This is a genomic window from Arthrobacter sp. YAF17, from assembly GCF_052113365.1.
Lineage (GTDB): Bacteria > Actinomycetota > Actinomycetes > Actinomycetales > Micrococcaceae > Arthrobacter.
Genome location: NZ_JBFRDB010000027.1, coordinates 1 through 18,560, shown reverse-complemented (window position 1 = coordinate 18,560; position 18,560 = coordinate 1). Strand labels below are relative to the sequence as shown.

The window sequence follows — 18,560 nt, the reverse complement described above, 5'->3', positions numbered from 1 at the left end:
CTATCCCTCTCGGTCCCCGGAGGCAGTTCCCGGGGACCGCGGAGTATTAGGGGCGGCGTCGTCGAAATCTGCGCCCTCCGCCGGGTCCTCGGAATGGACCCGGATCTCCGACACGTCAGCGGTCGGATCCCCCTCGGCCGGAGCCTCGCTGTGGCGGCGTTCGGCTGGATCGGGCGTTTCGCTCATCTCGGGTCCTTTCGCGTGGCGGCCCCAGCCGTTCCCCCAAGCTGCTGCTCGGAGATTTCATTGGGGGCCACGATTTGCCGGGAGTCCTGCTTCTCACATCGTGGCTTGGAGATGATCCACGGTCAAGATCTCCCGGAACCGGGACAGTCGGCCCGCCGGAACAGTCAACCGGGTCCCGGACGACGCAGTCTACTCGTCCCCGATGACCCCGCCGGGACCAGTGCTCTTGGTGGGTTCCACGCCGGGCAGCGTGGGTGCCGGAAGGGGGTTGCCCGGGAAACTCCGCCCATTGCCCAGGCCGGGGATCGCCGGAATCCCCGGAGTGACCGGGCGGTGCGGCGGCGTCGGAAGGACTCCGCCGCGGCCGACCGCGGGCGGAGTGGCCTCCGGCGCCGGAGCGGCTGGGGGTGCAGCCGGCGATCCCGGAGCTTCCGGCTGCCGGTCTGCCGGGGCAGTCCCCGCCGGAACTGGCAGCGGCGCGGCCGGAACATCGGACGGCGAGGGCTTGGCGGGCTCCGGGGCCACATCGGGGGTCTCGCCGGAAGGCTGGAAGATGATGCCCACCGTGTGGTTGATACTTTCGCGGAAGTCGCCGCTGGCGGCCGCCACAGCGCCGGCCCCGAGGGTCATGGCACCCACGACGGCGCCGCCGACGATTGCCAGCCTGCGCTTCCGGCCACGGCGCTCGGCGAGGCTCGTGACGCCGGCCGGCAGCGCCTCGTCGGTGTGGTCCGGAGCGGACGCGACAGTGGGCATCGTCGTCGTTGCGGGGGAACCTGCGGCGGCGGAGGTGGAGGCGCTGAGTCCGGGGGCGCCGGCGGCGAGCAGCGCCGCGAGGTCGGCGCGGGGCGCGGGGGCCTGGTCCGGCACCAGTGCGCGGAGCTCCTCCAGCGAGCTGCGGAGCTCGGTGGATCCTTCGAGTCCGGAATCACGGAGCATCGCCTGGATGCTGCCATCCTGCTGGGGTTCGCGTGTTCCGGTCATGATGCTGCGTGGTCCTTTTCGGTGACGAGTTCGCGCAGGGCGCTGAGCCCGCGTCGTTGAAGCTGTTTGATTGCCCCGGGCGTCTTGTCCATGATGCGGGCCACCTGGTCGATGGAGAGGTCCGCGACGATTCGTAGGAGCAGGACTTCCCGTTGCTCGTCATTGAGTAGGGAGAGGGAATCGGAAATGCCGCCCAAGGAACCCAGGGCCTCATCCTCGGCGGACGCGGCGTACCGGGTGTCGTCCCGGGGATCGTATTCGGCCAGGTAGGGCCTGCGTTCGGCCCGCCGGTGGTGATCGACCAGCCTGGCGTGGGCGATAGAGAAGATGAAGGTCCGCAGGCCGCTGTGGCCGCCGGTGACCTTGGCCAGTTTCGGCAGGACATCGACGAAGACGTCCTGGGTGAGCGCCTCGGCGTCGTCCACGCCGCGCGCCCGGAAGTATCCGAGCACCGCGGGTGAAATGACGGTATAGACAGCGCTGAAGCCTGATGGGTCGCCAGCTAAGGCTGCTGACAATTCGTCATCGCTTAGCTGTTCCGCCAAGAGGCTGTCCTTCCGGTTACTGCTGGGGTGCGGCCCCGGCAAGTTTAGCGGCCGCACCCCCGGTGCCTCCAAAGAGGCGTTCAATGCCTACTTGTTGAGCTCAGGCAGTTCGTTCGACGGCAGGGCCGGAACGGCCGGCGTGGCCGGAACTGCGGGCACGTCCTTGGCGCCCGGCACGGCGGGAACGGCGACGGTCACGCCGGCGTGGGCCTTGGCCTCGGCAGCACCCTTGGCGTTGGCGGCACCCTCGACGGAGACACCGTCCTTGTCAGCTTCGACGGAGCCCTCTGCGGAGCCCTCGGTACCCTCAACGCTGGCGTCACCTGCGGCCGAGCCGTCAGCGGACGGGGAAGCCGGAACGGCGGGGACGCCCGGAACAGCAGGCGCTGCGGGAAGTTCAGGAGTCGCCGGAACCTCGGGGGTTGCCGGGACGGCGGGCGTAGCGTGGTTCACTTCAGCCTGCTGGGTGTTCGAAACCTGGGCCGCGTTGGCCAGGCCGATACCGGAGAATCCTCCAACAGCGAGAATCGCGGCGCCGACAGCAATCTTGGTGGTCTTGCTAACACTCTTCATAAGAAACGTACATCCTTTGTTTTTGTGTGAAGGCTGGCTGAAGCCTGATGGGGGCAGTCAACAGCCCGCTCTTCAATTGGAAGGCTGGCCAGCGCCCGATGGGGGCGGGCGCCGGCCTGCACTTGCAGTGGAAGGCCGGCCGGATTCCTGGTGGGGGGTCCATCCTCCGGCGGCGCTTACAAAGGAGTAATCGCCGGGGCACGCCAAARGGTTACGCACGAATCAAAAGTTTTTTTCGGCACAGCGTTCCGCGAGTGAACGACGACGGCGGCGGGCCGCCTTTTCAGGTGACCCGCCGCCGTCGTCGGCTGTGTCAAGAGCAGTGCCAGGAGCTGAGTCAGGAGCGGAAGAGTCCGCTGTAGGCGTTGAGGGCGATCTGGCCACCGAGGTGGGCGTAGAGGACATTGCTGCCGGCCGGGATCTCCCGGCTTTTCACGAGGTCGATCAGTCCGGCGAGGGACTTGCCCTCATAGACGGGGTCCGTGATCATCGCTTCGAGCGAGGCGCCGAGGCGGATGGCTTCGAGGGTGGACTCGACGGGAATTCCGTAGAGGTCCCCGGCCCAGCCCTCCATGACGTTGATTTCTTCATCCCGGAGCTCCCGGCCCAGGCCGATCAGCTCGGCGGTGTTGCGGGCAATGCGTTCCACCTGGTCGCGGGTCTTTTGCAGCGTGGCCGAGGCGTCGATGCCGATCACCCGGCGCGGTTTGTCCTGGCCGGCAAAGCCCGCGATCATCCCGGCGTGGGTGGACCCGGTGACGGTGCAGACGATGATGGTGTCGAAGAAGACGCCGAGCTCTCGCTCCTGCTGTTCCACCTCATAGGCCCAGTTGGCGAAGCCCAGCCCGCCCAGCCGGTGGTCGGAGCCGCCGGCCGGGATGGCGTAAGGCTTGCCGCCGGCGGCCTTCACGTCTTCGATGGCGTTCTCCCAGCTGCTGCGGACGCCGATGTCGAAGCCTGCGCTGTCCAGCCGCACGTCGGCGCCCATGATGCGCGAGAGCAGGATGTTGCCCACGCGGTCAGACAGGGGGTCCGGCCAGTCGACCCAGTTTTCCTGGACCAGGCGCGCCTTCAGGCCGAGTTTCGCGGCCACGGCTGCGACCTGGCGGGTGTGGTTGGACTGGTAGCCGCCGATGGAGACGAGGGTGTCGGCGCCCTGGGCCAGGGCATCCGGGACGAAGTACTCCAGCTTCCGGGTCTTGTTGCCGCCAAAGGCGAGGCCGCTGTTGACGTCCTCCCGCTTTGCCCAGATCCGGGCGCCGCCCAGGTGCGCGCTGAGCCGCGGCAGCGGGTGGACGGGGCTCGGCCCAAACATCAGCGGGTAGCGTTCGAAATCAGTGATGGCCATCGACGGTCCTTTGCTCGCGGTGGGAAACTGCTTCTGCACAGCCAACATGCAATATATTGCATTGTCCGACAGTGGCCCCGGATGGGCAAGGGGGATATACGATATGTTGCATGCCAGTTCCCCCTCTCGCCGGAGTCCATAAGCGGCCGCTGCTCCGGGACAACGTCTTTGACTCGCTCCGGAACGCAATCGTGGACGGCACATTCGAGCCCGGCGAGCGGCTGAAGGACACGGAACTGGAAGCCTGGCTGGGCGTCAGCCGCACCCCGATCCGCGAGGCCCTGCTGCGGCTGGAACACGCCGGGCTGGTCATTGCGCTGCCGGGGAAGGCGACCATCGTCGCCCCGTACGACCAGGCCTCAACCCTGAGTTCGCAGCAGGTGGTGGCCGGGCTGCACGAGCTGGCCGCGCGGCTGGCCGTCCCGCTCCTGGCGGAGGACCACCTCTCCGCCATGTCCGAGGCAAATGCGCGCTTCGAACAGGCCCTGCGGGACGCGGACGTCGAAGCGGCGCTCCAGGCCGACGACGACTTCCACGCCGTCTTCGTCACGGTCAGCGGCAACCCCGTCCTCCGGGACCTCCTGGAGCAGACCACCCCCGTCCTGCGCCGCGTGGAGCGGATGCGCTTCGGCTCTTTTGCCGCCCGCGGTTCCGTGGCCCAGCACGCCGAAATCATCAGGCTCGCCCGTCTCGGCGACGCCGACGCTGCCGCCAGGGCGTGCCGGGAGAACTGGCTCTCGCTGCGTTTTGCATCGGCGGACTAGGTCCAACCTCACCACGACTTAAACCACGACGGCGGCGGGCCACCTTTCCAGGTGACCCGCCGCCGTCGTGCGTCAGTTATTGCGTCAGTCGTTGATCAGGTCATTGATCACGATGGTCTGGTCGCGGTCCGGGCCGACGCCGATCGCCGAGAAGCGTGTGCCGGAGAGCTTTTCGAGCGCCAGCACGTAGTTCTTGGCATTTTCCGGGAGATCGTCCAGGGTGCGGGCGCCGGTGATGTCCTCGGTCCAGCCGTCGAAGAACTCAAAGATCGGCTTGGCGTGGTGGAACTCGGTCTGGGTCATCGGCATTTCGTCGTGCCGGACGCCGTCGACGTCGTAGGCCACGCAGACCGGGATCTGCTCGATGCCGGTGAGAACGTCCAGCTTGGTCACGAAGTAGTCCGTGAACCCGTTGACGCGGGAAGCGTGACGGGCCAGCACGGCGTCGTACCAGCCGCAGCGGCGCGGCCGGCCGGTGTTGACGCCGAACTCGCCGCCGGTCTTCTGCAGGTACAGGCCCATCTCATCGAACAGTTCCGTGGGGAACGGCCCTGCGCCCACCCGGGTGGTGTACGCCTTGATGATGCCGATGGAGCGCGAGATGCGGGTAGGGCCGATGCCCGAGCCCACGGAGGCGCCGCCCGCCGTCGGGTTCGAGGAGGTCACGAACGGGTAGGTGCCGTGGTCGACGTCGAGGAAGGTGGCCTGGCCACCCTCCATGAGGACCACCTTGCCCTCATCCAGCGCCGTGTTCAGGACGAAGGTGCTGTCGATGACCAGCGGGCGAAGGCGTTCGGCGAAGGACAGGAAGTACTCCACGATCTCGTCCACCTCGATGTCGCGGCGGTTGTAGACCTTGACCAGGAGTTCGTTCTTCTGGCGCAGCGAGCCTTCGACCTTCTGGCGCAGGATGGAGGCGTCAAAGACGTCCTGGACGCGGATGCCGAGCCGGGCCACCTTGTCCATGTAGGCCGGGCCGATGCCGCGGCCGGTGGTGCCGATGGCGCGGCTGCCGAGGAACCGCTCGGTGACCTTGTCCAGGACCTGGTGGTAGGGCGCCACGAGGTGGGCGTTGGCGGAGATGCGCAGCTTGGAGGTGTCCGCGCCGCGGGCTTCGAGGCCGTCGATCTCCTGGAACAGGGCCTCAAGGTTCACCACGCAGCCGTTGCCGATAATCGGAACCGCGTTGGGGCTCAGGATCCCGGCAGGAAGGAGCTTGAGCTCATACTTCTCACCGCCTACGACGACGGTGTGCCCGGCGTTGTTGCCGCCATTGGGCTTGACGACGTAGTCGACGCGGCCACCAAGCAGGTCAGTGGCCTTGCCTTTGCCTTCGTCGCCCCATTGGGCTCCGACGATCACGATTGCTGGCATGGGATCCTCCCCCATTCGTTCGGGCCGGACTGCGTTTGACCACCAGGTGGCCGCCGCAGCTCAGCGCCGTTCATGAGAATGCCCCGAATCTACCGCTGTGCTCGTACCCAACGCCAGAGTTCCGGGGCTCTTACCACCCAAGTTTAGCCGATTGCGGTGGCGGCGGGTCATTTGACCATCCAATGGACTCATTGCCGGGAGAAATGTGATTGCCTGCACAGACTGCGGCCCCGGCGGCCGCACTCACCCGCACATCGCCTGACCCCAGCAGGATTTCGAGGCAGGAGGCGCCCGCCGCGGCACCGCGCTTCGCCGGGATCCGCGCCTCCGGCAGACATCTCGTTTCGCAGGGCTTGATAGACTAATAAGGATCGATCAGGAATCGGTCCTCACCACATTTTCAAACCACACCGTACTTGGCGCGCCCGGTGCCCGGCGCGCCCGCGTACGGTCTGGCAGCTTTACCAATCCCGCAGGAGACTCAGCAATATATGACAGCCTTGGCCACTGAAAATTCCCGCGAACAGCTTCTGAGCCGCCGCTACGAACCTAGCGTCGCGGCCGTCAACGAGCTGTGCGACACGCTGCAGGCAACCAAAGCTGGCACGAATGTCCCCTACGTGGATCCCATGCACGACGTCGACGAGTGCCGCATCATCAGCCTCTTCTCCAACATCGGAACCGAAGACGAATCGGGTTTCATCACCGCCGGCGACGACGAAGCCGCCGTCCGCCTGCTCGGCGTCCAGTGGAAGCTGGGCCTGCGTCCCGAGTACGTGATGCCATGGAACGTCCACCCCTGGCACGTCCCGGGCGAGCCCAACGGCAAGTTCACGCCGGACCAGATCTCCGCAGGCCTGAAGCCGCTGCTGAAGTTCCTCGCCCTCGTGCCCCGTGCCTCCGTGATTGTGGCCCACGGCACCGAAGCCAACCGCCTGGCGAACCTGCTCCTCAAGACCGAGGTGCCCATGATCTGGCGCCGCGGCCTCAAGACCTACAAGGTCCGCTCGCTCAGCGGCCGCGCCTTCGCCGGCACCCCGGCCCGCCAGGAGCAGTACCTCGATGAAATGGGCACCGTCTACGCGGACGCGATGGCCCGCACGGGCCTGGCCAAAACCAGCTGACGTTTCCGCAACGACGACGGCGGGCGCCCACCTTTCGGTGGACGCCCGCCGTCGTGCGTTAAGAAGCAACGCGGGATCACTTCCGGCCGATCCCACGGTGTGGAATGGGCCGGAAGTGACCCCGCGTTGCTGTGTTCTGTCTGTTTAGCGCTTCTCGGCTTCGATGGCTGCCTTGGCGGCGGGGTCGGAGTCCTTGAGGAACTTCTCGATCCGCTCCGGTTCCTCAGCCTCGCCGATCGCCGCTGACGCGCGGCCCAGCGAGTACAGGGCTCGCAGGAAGCCGCGGTTGGGTTCGTGCTCCCACGGGATGGGCCCCACGCCGCGCCAGCCGTTGCGGCGCAGCGAATCCAGGCCGCGGTGGTAGCCGACGCGGGAGTACGCGTAGGAATCGATGGTCCGCCCCTCGGCCCATGCTTCCTCGGCCAGAACGGCCCAGAGCAGCGACGACGTCGGGTGTTTCTCCACCAGGTCCAGGGCTTCCTGGCCGAGCGCCAGGTGCTGGTAAACCTCGGTCTCGGCAGGCAGGAGCGTGGGCTCGGGGCCCATCAGGTTCTTGCGGAACTCGTCCGACATGCCTAGAACGTCTTGCCGGTGGAGCCGAGCTGCTGGGCGGCTTCGACGACGCGGGCCGCGAGGCCGGCTTCGGCGGAGGCGCCCCAGACGCGGGGATCGTACAGCTTCTTGTTGCCGACCTCGCCGTCGACCTTCAGGACGCCGTCGTAGTTGCGGAGCATGTGGTCCACCACCGGACGGGTGTAGGCGTACTGAGTGTCCGTGTCGATGTTCATCTTGATCACGCCGTAGGAAACGGCGTCGGCGATTTCCTTCTCGGAGGAGCCGGAGCCGCCGTGGAAGACGAGGTCGAACGGGTTGGCCTTGCCGATCTTGGCGCCCACCTGCTCCTGGATGTCCTTGAGGATTTCCGGGCGGAGCTTGACGCCGCCGGGCTTGTAGACGCCGTGCACGTTGCCGAAGGTCAGCGCCGTGATGTAGCGGCCGTTTTCGCCGGAGCCGAGCGCGTCGATCGTGGCCAGGGCGTCTTCGACGGTGGTGTAGAGCTTGTCGTTGATGGCGTTCTCGACGCCGTCTTCCTCACCGCCGACGGTGCCGATCTCGACCTCGAGGATCATCTTGGCCGCGGCGGTGCGCTCCAGCAGTTCACGGGCGATGCGCAGGTTTTCCTGCAGGGTCTCGGCGGAGCCGTCCCACATGTGCGAGTTGAAGAGCGGGTTGCGGCCGGCCTTGACCTCGGCCTCGGAGGCTGCCAGCAGCGGCAGGACGAAGCCCTCCAGCTTGTCCTTGGGGCAGTGGTCGGTGTGCAGGGCGATGTTGACGCCGTAGTTCTTGGCGACTTCGCGGGCGAACGCGGCGAAGCCGAGCGAGCCGGCCACCATGTCCTTGGTGGACGCGCCGGACCAGTAGGCCGCGCCGCCGGTGGAGACCTGGACGATCCCGTCGGACTCGGCCTCGGCGAAGCCGCGGAGGGCTGCGTTCAGGGTCTGGGAGGAGGTGACGTTGACGGCGGGGAACGCGAAGCCGCCCGTCTTTGCGCGGTCGATCATCTCGGAGTAGATCTCTGGGGTTGCAATGGGCATGCTGACTCCTAAAGTGAATTTCGTCTGCGGGCTGGTGACCCTGGAGTGAACCTCGTCGGCTAGGAACCATCCTAGCCATTCCCGCGCCGGTGGCAGTGGTTCCGGTCACTCGGGCCTGTAATACTCGCTCGCCGCTGCCGGGTCCGGTGTCCCGTCAGCCCCATCGAGTTCGCATTTCGCGGCAGTGTCGCGGGAAAACACTGCCGCGAACTGTCAACTCGAGCGCCAGCCGCGGCTCACGAGCGCGTTGCGGACCTTGGCCACGGCTGCGGGATGCCCGCCGGCGAGGTCCAGCCGGGACAGGCGCACCTCAAGCCAGCCGGAGCGCGCCGCTGTATCGGCCCTCCGAATGTCGCGCAGATACTGGTCTTCCCCGTTGTGGTGCGCCCCCTCGTACTGGAGGGCAATCCGCCACTGCGGGTAGGCGGCGTCGGGCCACAGGACGGGACAGGCCGGGCCGCCACAGGGGTCGTCACCCCGGACGACGTGGTTCAGGACGGGCTCCGGCAGCCCGGCACGAACGAGCAGCAGGCGCAGCCTCGTCTCGGGCGGCGAATCGGCGCCCACCCGGATAAGCCCGACGGCGGTCCGGGCCTTCCGCAGGCCGCGGCTTCCCCGGTGCCGCTCCAACTTGCACCGCAATTCCTCGATGCTGCACAGCGATTCCCGGGGGACGGGGAACTCCGGCCCGTGCTCGCAAACCAGAGAATCGCCGACCACCACGAGGTCATCGGTGCTGAGTACCGAGGCAAGATCCAGCCAGGTCCGGGCGGGCGAGGTGAGCCGGACGCCGTCGAGCTCCACCACTTCATCCGGGAGGAGCGCCAGCTGGTGCCCCACAACGTTGACCCGCCGCGGCGTGCTGCGTCCCCGGCGCCGGGCGAGGTGGATGCGCCAGTCCTCCTCCAGCCAGCCGGGAAGGGGCGCGCGCCAGAGGCGTGCCGCCGATCCGAGGCTGAGGGTGGCCTCGTCGTCGAGGTCGGTGTAGGCGCGCAGGGCGGCGGATCCGGCGGCGGCAGAGCCCGACGGGACCCGGATGCCGCGGGAGACAGTCACCAGGTCCTGCGCCGCGGTGCGCGAGCGGGTGACGCCTGCCTTGTCCGCGGCCCGCAGCGAGAAGGATCCGGTGGTCAGGTGGAGCGGAAGCGGTGCCCTGCGCATGGCCCATTGTGCCTGCTGCCGTCAGATCCCGGAGGGGTTATCCACAGCTCCGCACCCCTCGGCGCGTCGAGTTCGCATTTCGCGGCAATGTTTCTCGAAAACACTGCCGCGAAGTGCCAACTCGACGCGGGCACTACCCCGGGAGCTGGTTGAACACGTGCCGCCGGATCCAGGCATGCATCGCGATGGCCGCGGCCGAGGCGGCGTTGATGGAGCGGGTGGAGCCGAACTGTTCGATCGACAGGGTGTCCACCGCCGCCTCGTGGACCTCGGGGCTCAGCCCGGGTCCCTCCTGCCCGAACACGAGCACACAATCGCGGGGCAGTTCATAGGTTTCCAGCGGGACGGAGTCCGGGAAGATGTCGATGCCGATGATCGCCAGCCCCTCCCCGTTCGCCCAGCTCACGAAGTCCGCGACCGTGGGGTGGTGGCGGACGTGCTGGTACCGGTCGGTGACCATGGCGCCGCGGCGGTTCCAGCGGCGCCGTCCGATGATGTGCACTTCCTTGGCCAGGAACGCGTTGGCGCTGCGGACGACGGTGCCGATGTTCATGTCGTGCTGCCAGTTCTCGATCGCGATATGGAAGTTGTGGCGCCGCGAATCGAGCTCGGCCACGATCGCCTCGTGCTTCCAGTAGCGGTACTTGTCCAGCACGTTGCGGCGGTCCCCGTCCGCCAAAAGGTCCGGATCCCAGTGCTCGCCCTCCGGTGTTTCGCCTTCCCAGGGACCGACGCCGACCTCCGCCTTGGGCTCCGCGCCGGCCGCCGCCTCGACCGCCGCCTCGCTGGCGTTTCCAGCGGGCGAGCCGGAAAGGGTTTCGCTGGGTACCTCTGGTTCAGTCACGACTCAACATTAGACTGGGACTGGCATCGGCACATTATCGGCGGAGGACAGCATGGCGGAGCAGCAGGAAGACCACAGGGACGGCTCGGAGCACGTGCATTCTTCAAAATCGCTGTACCGCAGCGGCCAGGAGATCGAGTGCTGGCTGACCGATATGGACGGAGTCCTGGTCCACGAAAACCAGCCCATCCCGGGCGCCTCGGAACTCATCCAGCGCTGGGTGGACACCTCCAAGCGATTCCTCGTCCTGACCAACAATTCCATCTTCACGCCCCGGGACCTCGCCGCACGGTTGAAGAGTTCGGGCCTGGAAATCCCCGAGGAGAACATCTGGACCTCGGCCCTGGCCACCGCCCAGTTCCTCAAGGACCAGGTGCACGGCTCGGATTCCGGCAACCGCGCCTACACGATCGGCGAAGCGGGCCTCACGACGGCGCTGCACGAGGCAGGTTTTATCCTCACCGACCAGGACCCCGACTTCGTGGTGCTCGGCGAAACCCGGACCTACTCCTTTGAGGCCATCACCATGGCCATCCGTCTGATCCTGGGCGGTGCCAGGTTTATCGCCACCAACCCGGATGCCACCGGGCCCTCGAAGGACGGCCCGATGCCTGCCACCGGCGCGATCGCGGCGCTCATCACCAAGGCGACCGGCCGGGAGCCCTACATTGTGGGCAAGCCGAACCCGATGATGTTCCGCTCGGCCATGAACCAGATCGACGCGCATTCGGAAACCACCGCCATGATCGGTGACCGGATGGACACCGACATCATCGCCGGCATGGAGGCGGGGCTGCACACGGTGCTGGTGCTCAGCGGGATCACCCACAAGGACGACATTGCCGCCTACCCGTTCCGGCCCAACCAGGTCCTGAACTCCGTCGCGGACCTGAAGAACCAGATCTAGGCACGCCGCTGGAACCCTAAAACGCGGTCTTTTTGCCTCCGCCGGAGGGCAGCGGGAAGAGTTCGTCCTCCAGCCCCTCGATGACCGGCCGGTAGACGAACGGACTCCAGCCCGGGCTGGCGTGCGCCGGCCGGGCGCCGTCGGTCCGTTGCGAGTCGGAAGCCATGTTGTCCTTGAAGGTCAGGGACCAGGAGTCGCGGGCCGTGCCGTAGTCCACGGTCTGGTCGCGGGGATTGCCAATAAAAGCCATCTTCGTCCCGCCGAGCTTGCCCGCGAAGCGGGTGGCATCAAAGTGGTAGATGTAAGCGGACTCGGACTGGATCAAGACGCTGGACGGCGCAATCGGCGAGAGCTGTTCCAGGGTCTGGTCCAGGATCTGCCCCCAGCTGCGCTCGTCCTTGTGCAGCATCCGCTCGCCCAGTTCATAGCCGCCGCGCACCACCGTGGGGAACCGGAAACCGCTCTCGTAGAGGAACACGACCCCCTCAAACCAGCTCTGGTCCAGCACGTCGTACTTGCTGTACGGGCTGGAATCCAGCAGGATGAACGCCACCTCAATGCCGTGCAGCTCCCTCAGCCGGGCTGCGACTTGGGTGGCCACCATGCCACCGAAGCTGTGCCCGTAGAAGTAGAGCTGGTCGAGCTGGTGGGCCCGGGCGTGCTCCACAACCGCGATCACGATTTCGTCGATGTCCAGGCCAACGTTGGAATATCCGACGGCGGCGAGCTGGCCGCGCTTGTTCAGCGCCCCGCGCAGCGCGTTCAGGATCCACAGGGCTTCCTCCCAGCTCGTTTTGTAGCCGGGAAAGAGGAACCAGCTGGCGTGGGGGAAGTACTTCTCGGCGGTCTCGTCCGGCACGGTGAGGATTTTGTGGACCCGTCGTTCGGCCTGCACCCGCCGGGTGAACAACATATCGGCTGCCAGCACGGCGGCGGCCCCCGTGCCGATCAGGAAGCCCCGCCGGGAGAACCTCGTGAGTTCGGCGGCGTGCCGAAGCACGCGGGCGTCGGCGTCGCCGGCCCCGCCTACATTCTCAAAGTCAGGCACATGCGGCACATCTCTACCGTAGCCACCGGGGCAGGCCGATCAGAAACGGCTCCGGTTAACAGCTCAGCCACAGTCCGGCGGCCGGTCCTGCCTACACGGGTTCGGGTTCGCGGCCCACTTCGCGGCGGCTGATCTCCAGACCGATGTCGTCGTAGGTGGCCAGGAGTCCCGAACGGGCCATGTCGGCGGGGTTGTCCAGCAGGCCAAACACGGAATCGCTGGCGGCCAGCAGTTCGTCATCCGAGAAGCCTGCGAGCGGACGCGTACCGGAGGCGTCGATGGAGGCCTTGAATTCCCCGGCCAGATCCAGGGGCTGCAGCGCGCCGGCCGGATCAAAAACCTGCGCGGAAAGCTCCAGCGAAACACCCCTGCCGGTTCTCAGCGCGCCCGCCACGTCCCCGGCGATGGCACCGCCGTCGACCGCGTTAAGGTCGTTGCGGAGTCCGGCCAGCGCCGCTGACTCGACGAAAGGGGCACCCCCCAGTTCAACACGGATGTGTGAGGTGATGCCCATCTGGCGGATGCGCTGGATGGTCTGCATGAGGGAGGGGCGGGAGGCCTGCGTCAGGCTGCCAAGAACGTCGATCCGGACGGTGTCTGAGACGGTATCGATCTTGACGTGGGCATTAAGAGACTGGTCCATAGGTACTCCAGAAATTAAGGAATCTATGGCCGACGGCTCAACCTCACCCAGCGTATAGGCCAACAGCGGGGCGCACAAGTCATATCGCGCTACCGGTTCAGCCGGCTTCTTGCCTGCCGGGCTCCTCGAAGTGGGTACGGGACGCGGTGCCGCCCACGGACTGGACCAGGGAGGTGGCGATGTCACGGAGCTTGACGTTGCCGTTGCTCGACGCGTCCGTCAGGATCCTGACGGCCGTCTCCTGGTTGCAGCGGTTCTGCGCCATAACAATCCCGATGGCCATGTCGATCACGGTGCGGGATTCAAGGGTTGCCCGGAGGTTCGTGGCACTGTCCGTGTGCAAAGAGAAGCGGACTGCCAGACGCAGCGCCTGGGAGATTTCGCGGGTGTAGCCGCGCGCCCGGGCGGCGACATCGCCGTCGAACTTGCGCGGCACATCGGAATAGAGGTTGAGCGCTGCCTGGGCTTCGCCCTGCAGGTGGAACGGCACGGAGAGCACCGAGCGCAGTCCGTGCGAGGCGACGGCACTGGCATAGTCCGGGCCCCAGCGGTCCTCTTCAAACAGGTCCGGAACGTAGACTTCACGCTCTTCCTGCGCGGCCGTCAGGCACGGGCCCTGCGAGAGCCGGTACTGGATTTCGTCCACCTCGCGGGCGGAGTCGCTGCTCCAGCCGATGGTCGCGGCCTTGCGGTCGCGCAACAGGGTGATCCCGCACAGCGCATCGTCCCCGGCGCCCGCGACCTGGTGCGCGGAGAACCGGGCAAGTTCGTTGAGGAAGTCCTCGAAATCTGCGCTGTCCAGGATGAGGTTCTGGATCTGGTTTACGGTGCTGAGGGGTTCAGCTCCGAGGAGTTCTTCAGGAAGGAGCATGGCGCGTGGTCTCCGGTGGCGTGTTCTGGTGGGTGTAAGTCATAATAAATCACGCCACATCCACCGTCTACACGTGTCCGCTAAGGGGTGAACCGCCTAGTTCAGGCCGAGTTCGTCCTTGCCGAAGGCGAAGAGGTAGGGAACGCCGGCCTCGGCCTCGATCTTTTCCTTGGCTCCGGTGTCGCGGTCCACGATCACGGCGACGGCGACGACGTTGCCGCCCGCCTTGCGGACGCCCTCGACGGCGGTCAGCGCGGAGCCGCCGGTGGTGGACGTGTCTTCCAGCACCAGCACCTTGCGGCCTTCGACGGAGGGGCCCTCCACCTGACGGCCCATGCCGTAGGACTTCTGCGCCTTGCGGACCACGAAGGCGTCCACGGGGCGTCCGGCGTCGACGGCGGAGTGCATCACGGCGGTGCCCACGGGGTCGGCGCCCATGGTGAGCCCGCCCGCACACTCAAAGTCGATCCCGGCGTCGTCCAGCAATGAGAGCATGACCTGGCCGACCAGGTTGGAGGCCTCGTGGTGCAGCGTGATCCGGCGCAGGTCGATGTAGTAGTCGGCTTCGGCGCCGCTGGAGAGGATGACCTTGCCGCGGACGACGGCCAGCTCCTTGATCAGTTCAAGCAGGCGGGCACGGGCGGCAGCGGCGTCGGCTGCAGGGGCACTGGGGGCAGTCATGGGACCCAGTTTAGTGGCTGGGCGGTACTGGATTCCCCGCCGGCGTCCTACATGTCGGCGGCCGCCGGACGGCTACGAACGCTGCGGGGCGCGCCGGGCGAAGGCCGGTGCGTGTTCGGGCCGCGGCCCGAAGGCGATGAAGCGGGGAATGACGGTGCGGAACGCCGGAACGTGCCGGGCGACGAAGAGTGCCGCGGCCGGAAACCTTGTCCGTTTCCCGGACATGATCGGGCCGAAGATCGCGCGTTGCATGATCCTTTGGACGGTCTGCACGACGACGGTGGGCAGCCGCCGCCGTCGTTCCACTTTCTCCAGGTCCGCCGTGGTCACCTGGCCCCGGAGCAGGGCGGGGGCCAGGTACTCGGCGGCGGCCGCAGCGTCCTGGATGGCGAGGTTGATTCCGACGCCGCCGGCCGGGGACATCGCATGCGCCGCGTCTCCGATGCACAGCAGCCCGTTGATGTGCCATGAGTGCAGCCGGTTCAGGCGCACATCCAGCCAGTGGAGGTCACCGAGGGACGCGATGGTGTCAACACGGTCCGCAAGGTCGGGACGGAGCGCCGCGACCCGCCGTCGGAAGCCCTCGACGCCTTCCGCGCGGATCCGGGCGTCGGCGCCTTTGGCGGCGAGGTAGCCCATTTGGTAGTAGTCGGTGCGGAACAGGGCCAGCAGCGCCTCGCCGGGACCGAACGCCGGGACGAGTCCCGCCACCTCACCCGTTTCGGAGGGATAGCGGGGCAACCGGAACCACCAGGTGTCGAAGGGCACCGGGAACTCTTGCGGGGCCAGCCCGGCGGCGGTGCGCAGCGCGGAATGGCGGCCGTCTGTGGCCACCACGAGGTCCGCCAGGAGTTCGTCCGGCCTGCCGTCGGGCGTCCGGAAGCGGACTCCGCGGACCCGGCCCCCGTTGCGGACCAGCCCCGTGGCCGTGTGGCTCATGAGCAGCGTGAACCCCGGTTCCTGGGCGGCGGCGTCGGCGAGGAAGCTCAGGAAGTCCCATTGCGGCATCATGGCGACGTAGTTGTAGGGCGGCGGCAGGGCATCAAAATCGCCCATGGTCACCGGCGGCCCGCCCGGGACCGGAAAGACGACATTCTTTAGGCGGCTCTGCGGCAGCCGGCGGAATTCCTGGCCGAGTCCGAGTTCGTCAATGAGCCGGATGGTGGACGGATGCACGGTGTCGCCGCGGAAGTCGCGCAAAAAGTCCGCGTGCTTCTCCAAAACCGTCACCCGTACCCCGGCCCTCGCCAGGAGCAAGCCGAGCATCATCCCCGCAGGTCCACCACCCACCACCACACATCCGGTCCTCTCCATGGCCATACGCTACGCCTGCACGCGGCGGCGCGGGAGGGTTTGGATGCGCACGTTTCGGACACGCGCGGCCGTTCCGGACCGGCGCGGCGGGGATCCGCCTAGCGCCGGCCCGAAACTCAGGCGGCAGTCCGAAACCACAGCCCTCAGAGCCGGGTGTCGAAGGAATCGCAGAAGACGTTCTCGTTGAACGTGCCCTGAAATTCCGACTTGCCCTGGATCTTCTCGATGGTTGCCCGGATGGCCTCCCGGGATCCGGCGTGGGCGTGAATGGCGGTCTTCACCATCGGCACATCAATCAGGTGGTTGGGCTGGTTGAGCGAGACGAACACGGTGGGGACCTCGGTGACGTACCAGGGGATTTCCGCGGCCATCGGCGTGGACCACTTGATCCGGATGGCAGCCTCCTGGGCGAAGCCCTTGACGTTGGCGAACACGAAGGCGGCATCGTACTTGTCCGCATAGTCTCCGGTGGCTTCCTCGGAGATGACCGACATGAAGTTCACGCCGGTCTCCCCTGCCGCCTCGCGCTGGTCGGCCGTTTTGAACAGGTGCACCTCGAACCCAGCGCTCTCCAGTTCGGCCTTGACGGTGTCCAGGTAGGCCAGCGGGTCAGCGCGGGTGAAGTCCGAGCCTCCGGAGATGCCGTACAGCCGGATGCGTTTGTGCGTCTCCGGGGTGATGGGCAGATTGCTGGCGGTGTCCTTGACCAGGGTGACGGTCTTGTCCGCGATCGCCGCCGCCACGGCACGGTGGGCTGCGCTGCCGATGAGCCGCAGAGCCTCGACGGGCGGGACYAGCTCCTGGCGCGCCGTCCGGTGCAGGCCCAGCGAGGCCTTGAGGCCCAGGATCCGGCGCAGCGCGTCGTGCAGGCGCTGCTCGGTGATGACACCGGTCTTGTACCCGTCCAGCATGTACTGGAAGTCCTCCGCCGGGTTGCGGAAGAACAGGAACATGTCGCAGCCGGCGGCGATGGTCGCCGGAACCAGGTCCTTGCGCCGCATGGCCTGGGTCAGCCCGATCATCTGGGAGGCGTCCGTGAGGACCAGGCCGTTGAAGCCCAGCTCGCCGCGGAGCAGGTCCTGGAGCAGTTCCGGCGCCAGCGTCGCGGGCAGGATGTCCTTGTCCGCCAGGCCGGGCCGGAAGTGCCGGGACAGCCCGGGCGCCCCGATGTGCCCGATCATGATGGACTGCACGCCGTGCCCGATCATCTCGCGGTACACGTGCCCGTAGCTCCGGTTCCACTCCTCGTAGCCGAGGGTGTTGTAGGAGGTGACCACGTGCTGGTCACGTTCGTCCATGCCGTCGCCGGGGAAGTGTTTCATGGCGCAGGCGGTGGGTGACTCGCTGATGCCGTCGAAGTATTCCTTGGCGCGCTCCACCACGATTTCCGGGGTGTTGCCGAACGCCCGGGTGGAGATGACGGTATTGCGCCAGTTGTAGTGGATGTCCACAATCGGCGCGAACGCCCAGTTGCAGCCCAGCGCCGCGGTTTCCACGCCGGCCACCTGCCCCATGTGCCGGGCGATGGCTTTGTCCGGGTGCGAGCCGGCCTGCAGGTGCGTCGACACAAACGTTCCGTCGTCGCAGCTTCCGGCCCCGCCCATTTCGGGATTGGACGCCACCAGGAGCGGGATGCGGCTCTTGGACTGTGCATAGCGGATGTGTTCCTGCACCGCGGCGGACGGTCCGGGCCGGTAGCGCATGCCGCCGACGTGGAAGTTCTCCAGCACACCGTCGAGGTACTCCGGTGAGTAGTCGTTGTTGTGATTGATGAACAGCTGCCCGATTTTTTCCTCGAGGCTCAACCCGGCGATAGTGGAATCCACCCAGGCCACGGCGTCGTCGTCGAGGTTGAACGGTGCGGCCTGAAGGTCGACGTCGAACCGGCGCGGTTGGGTGCCTGCGGCACCGGACGCGTCAGCACCGCCGGTCTCCGCTGCCGCGGCGGAGCCGGCGACGGCGGCAATGGCGGCCAGCGCTTCGGTCACCACCTGGCTGACCGGGCCGGCGATGTCCATCAGGATCCCGGCTTCGTCGGCCTCGAGCGGTTCCAGCGTTGCCAGCTGGGAGTCAAGCAGCGCGGCCGGCATGAAGTGGCCGGAGCGCCCTTCGATCCGGGACCCCAGGACCTCTTTGCTGCCATGCAGGTGCAGGAACACGGTGCCGGGCGCCAGGGCCCGGATGGCGTCCCGGTAGCAGCGCTTGAGCGCGGAGCAGGCGAGCACCAGCCCGCCGTCTCCGGCGTTGGCGAGCTCGGTGCCCACGGTGGCGAGCCAGGGCCAGCGGTCCTCGTCCGTCAGCGGGGTGCCGGCCGCCATCTTGGCGACGTTCTCCACGGGGTGGAGGGAGTCGCCGTCGAGGAAGGGTGCGCCGAGTCCGCGGGCGACGAGGTCGCCGATGGTCGTCTTGCCGCACCCGGAGACGCCCATAACAACGATGCGTGGTCCGGCGTGGCCTGCCGGGAAGGGGTCGATGGGGGTCACCGGTTGTGTCCGCTCACCAGTCATGGACGGTGCCGTCGACGAGGCGGTTGTAGGGCAGGTAGGCCTGCTGGTAGGGGAACGCCGCGGCGGCTTCCTCGTTGAACTCGACGCCGAT

At 67.2% G+C, this 18,560-nt stretch carries 19 protein-coding genes; 3 read left to right on the top strand and 16 right to left on the bottom strand.

Annotation, left to right across the window (positions count from 1 at the left end; all coding sequences use genetic code 11):
* The 5 genes from AB4Y67_RS17315 to AB4Y67_RS17295 form a co-directional block, all read right to left on the bottom strand.
* Positions 1-186: a hypothetical protein gene (locus tag AB4Y67_RS17315; RefSeq protein WP_441406989.1), complete on the bottom strand. Its 186-nt coding sequence runs from the start codon at positions 184-186 to the stop codon at positions 1-3.
* A 189-nt stretch (positions 187-375) separates the two neighbouring features.
* Positions 376-1,170, bottom strand: coding sequence for a hypothetical protein (locus AB4Y67_RS17310; RefSeq protein WP_441406988.1), 795 nt, complete (start codon positions 1,168-1,170; stop codon positions 376-378).
* Positions 1,167-1,715 carry an RNA polymerase sigma factor gene (locus AB4Y67_RS17305; RefSeq protein WP_441406987.1) on the bottom strand — a complete coding sequence of 183 codons (549 nt, stop codon included), beginning with the start codon at positions 1,713-1,715 and terminating at the stop codon, positions 1,167-1,169. Before AB4Y67_RS17305 ends, AB4Y67_RS17310 begins: the two co-directional genes overlap by 4 nt.
* Before the next feature lie 87 nt (positions 1,716-1,802).
* Positions 1,803-2,288, bottom strand: coding sequence for a hypothetical protein (locus AB4Y67_RS17300; protein WP_441406986.1), 486 nt, complete (start codon positions 2,286-2,288; stop codon positions 1,803-1,805).
* Between the two features lie 337 nt (positions 2,289-2,625).
* On the bottom strand, positions 2,626-3,636 hold the full coding sequence (locus AB4Y67_RS17295; protein ID WP_441406985.1) for a 1-aminocyclopropane-1-carboxylate deaminase: 1,011 nt from the start codon (positions 3,634-3,636) through the stop codon (positions 2,626-2,628).
* Between the two features lie 110 nt (positions 3,637-3,746).
* Here AB4Y67_RS17295 and AB4Y67_RS17290 point away from each other — a divergent pair, with 110 nt between their 5' ends.
* A complete protein-coding gene (locus tag AB4Y67_RS17290; RefSeq protein WP_441406984.1) occupies positions 3,747-4,400 on the top strand; it encodes a GntR family transcriptional regulator in 654 nt (217 codons plus the stop codon).
* 84 nt (positions 4,401-4,484) lie between these two features.
* Here AB4Y67_RS17290 and AB4Y67_RS17285 read toward each other — a convergent pair whose 3' ends face one another.
* Positions 4,485-5,774: an adenylosuccinate synthase gene (locus tag AB4Y67_RS17285; protein ID WP_441406983.1), complete on the bottom strand. Its 1,290-nt coding sequence runs from the start codon at positions 5,772-5,774 to the stop codon at positions 4,485-4,487.
* 491 nt (positions 5,775-6,265) lie between these two features.
* Between AB4Y67_RS17285 and AB4Y67_RS17280 the strand changes: the two genes are divergently transcribed.
* Positions 6,266-6,898, top strand: coding sequence for a uracil-DNA glycosylase (locus tag AB4Y67_RS17280; RefSeq protein ID WP_441406982.1), 633 nt, complete (start codon positions 6,266-6,268; stop codon positions 6,896-6,898).
* A 144-nt stretch (positions 6,899-7,042) separates the two neighbouring features.
* Here AB4Y67_RS17280 and AB4Y67_RS17275 read toward each other — a convergent pair whose 3' ends face one another.
* From AB4Y67_RS17275 to AB4Y67_RS17260, 4 genes are all read right to left on the bottom strand, one after another.
* Complete coding sequence (locus AB4Y67_RS17275) at positions 7,043-7,471, bottom strand: DUF3151 domain-containing protein (protein ID WP_441406981.1); 429 nt, start codon at positions 7,469-7,471, stop codon at positions 7,043-7,045.
* A gap of 2 nt (positions 7,472-7,473) precedes the next feature.
* On the bottom strand, positions 7,474-8,493 hold the full coding sequence (gene fbaA, locus AB4Y67_RS17270) for a class II fructose-bisphosphate aldolase (protein ID WP_441406980.1): 1,020 nt from the start codon (positions 8,491-8,493) through the stop codon (positions 7,474-7,476).
* Between the two features lie 213 nt (positions 8,494-8,706).
* Positions 8,707-9,654 (bottom strand): hypothetical protein, encoded by a 948-nt coding sequence (locus AB4Y67_RS17265; RefSeq protein WP_441406979.1) that lies wholly within the window; start codon positions 9,652-9,654, stop codon positions 8,707-8,709.
* A gap of 133 nt (positions 9,655-9,787) precedes the next feature.
* A complete protein-coding gene (locus AB4Y67_RS17260) occupies positions 9,788-10,498 on the bottom strand; it encodes a TrmH family RNA methyltransferase (RefSeq protein WP_441406978.1) in 711 nt (236 codons plus the stop codon).
* A 52-nt stretch (positions 10,499-10,550) separates the two neighbouring features.
* On the opposite strand from AB4Y67_RS17260, the gene AB4Y67_RS17255 reads away from it, so the two are divergent.
* On the top strand, positions 10,551-11,405 hold the full coding sequence (locus AB4Y67_RS17255) for an HAD-IIA family hydrolase (protein ID WP_441406977.1): 855 nt from the start codon (positions 10,551-10,553) through the stop codon (positions 11,403-11,405).
* Positions 11,406-11,421: 16 nt separating this feature from the next.
* Here the strand turns inward: AB4Y67_RS17255 and AB4Y67_RS17250 are convergent, their stop codons facing one another.
* The 6 genes from AB4Y67_RS17250 to AB4Y67_RS17225 form a co-directional block, all read right to left on the bottom strand.
* Complete coding sequence (locus AB4Y67_RS17250) at positions 11,422-12,453, bottom strand: thioesterase domain-containing protein (RefSeq protein ID WP_441406976.1); 1,032 nt, start codon at positions 12,451-12,453, stop codon at positions 11,422-11,424.
* Positions 12,454-12,544: 91 nt separating this feature from the next.
* Positions 12,545-13,096, bottom strand: coding sequence for a hypothetical protein (locus tag AB4Y67_RS17245; protein ID WP_441406975.1), 552 nt, complete (start codon positions 13,094-13,096; stop codon positions 12,545-12,547).
* 97 nt (positions 13,097-13,193) lie between these two features.
* On the bottom strand, positions 13,194-13,967 hold the full coding sequence (locus tag AB4Y67_RS17240) for a GAF and ANTAR domain-containing protein (RefSeq protein ID WP_441406974.1): 774 nt from the start codon (positions 13,965-13,967) through the stop codon (positions 13,194-13,196).
* A gap of 96 nt (positions 13,968-14,063) precedes the next feature.
* On the bottom strand, positions 14,064-14,648 hold the full coding sequence (gene pyrE / locus AB4Y67_RS17235) for an orotate phosphoribosyltransferase (RefSeq protein ID WP_441406973.1): 585 nt from the start codon (positions 14,646-14,648) through the stop codon (positions 14,064-14,066).
* 72 nt (positions 14,649-14,720) lie between these two features.
* Positions 14,721-15,962, bottom strand: a complete 1,242-nt coding sequence (locus AB4Y67_RS17230; RefSeq protein ID WP_441406972.1) for an FAD-dependent oxidoreductase — start codon at positions 15,960-15,962, stop codon at positions 14,721-14,723.
* A gap of 143 nt (positions 15,963-16,105) precedes the next feature.
* On the bottom strand, positions 16,106-18,391 hold the full coding sequence (locus AB4Y67_RS17225) for a gluconokinase, GntK/IdnK-type (protein ID WP_441407003.1): 2,286 nt from the start codon (positions 18,389-18,391) through the stop codon (positions 16,106-16,108).
* Between the last annotated feature and the right edge of the window lie 169 nt (positions 18,392-18,560).

Bases quoted from the DNA above. Each gene is read 5' to 3' on its own strand.
- AB4Y67_RS17295 (WP_441406985.1), bottom strand. From the start codon at position 3,636: ATGGCCATCACTGATTTCGAACGCTACCCGCTGATGTTTGGGCCGAGC.
- AB4Y67_RS17285 (WP_441406983.1), bottom strand. From the start codon at position 5,774: ATGCCAGCAATCGTGATCGTCGGAGCCCAATGGGGCGACGAAGGCAAA.
- AB4Y67_RS17300 (WP_441406986.1), bottom strand. From the start codon at position 2,288: ATGAAGAGTGTTAGCAAGACCACCAAGATTGCTGTCGGCGCCGCGATT.
- AB4Y67_RS17280 (WP_441406982.1), top strand. From the start codon at position 6,266: ATGACAGCCTTGGCCACTGAAAATTCCCGCGAACAGCTTCTGAGCCGC.
- AB4Y67_RS17240 (WP_441406974.1), bottom strand. From the start codon at position 13,967: ATGCTCCTTCCTGAAGAACTCCTCGGAGCTGAACCCCTCAGCACCGTA.
- AB4Y67_RS17245 (WP_441406975.1), bottom strand. From the start codon at position 13,096: ATGGACCAGTCTCTTAATGCCCACGTCAAGATCGATACCGTCTCAGAC.
- AB4Y67_RS17290 (WP_441406984.1), top strand. From the start codon at position 3,747: ATGCCAGTTCCCCCTCTCGCCGGAGTCCATAAGCGGCCGCTGCTCCGG.
- AB4Y67_RS17230 (WP_441406972.1), bottom strand. From the start codon at position 15,962: ATGGAGAGGACCGGATGTGTGGTGGTGGGTGGTGGACCTGCGGGGATG.
- AB4Y67_RS17275 (WP_441406981.1), bottom strand. From the start codon at position 7,471: ATGTCGGACGAGTTCCGCAAGAACCTGATGGGCCCCGAGCCCACGCTC.
- AB4Y67_RS17310 (WP_441406988.1), bottom strand. From the start codon at position 1,170: ATGACCGGAACACGCGAACCCCAGCAGGATGGCAGCATCCAGGCGATG.
- pyrE (WP_441406973.1), bottom strand. From the start codon at position 14,648: ATGACTGCCCCCAGTGCCCCTGCAGCCGACGCCGCTGCCGCCCGTGCC.
- AB4Y67_RS17255 (WP_441406977.1), top strand. From the start codon at position 10,551: ATGGCGGAGCAGCAGGAAGACCACAGGGACGGCTCGGAGCACGTGCAT.
- AB4Y67_RS17265 (WP_441406979.1), bottom strand. From the start codon at position 9,654: ATGCGCAGGGCACCGCTTCCGCTCCACCTGACCACCGGATCCTTCTCG.
- fbaA (WP_441406980.1), bottom strand. From the start codon at position 8,493: ATGCCCATTGCAACCCCAGAGATCTACTCCGAGATGATCGACCGCGCA.
- AB4Y67_RS17315 (WP_441406989.1), bottom strand. From the start codon at position 186: ATGAGCGAAACGCCCGATCCAGCCGAACGCCGCCACAGCGAGGCTCCG.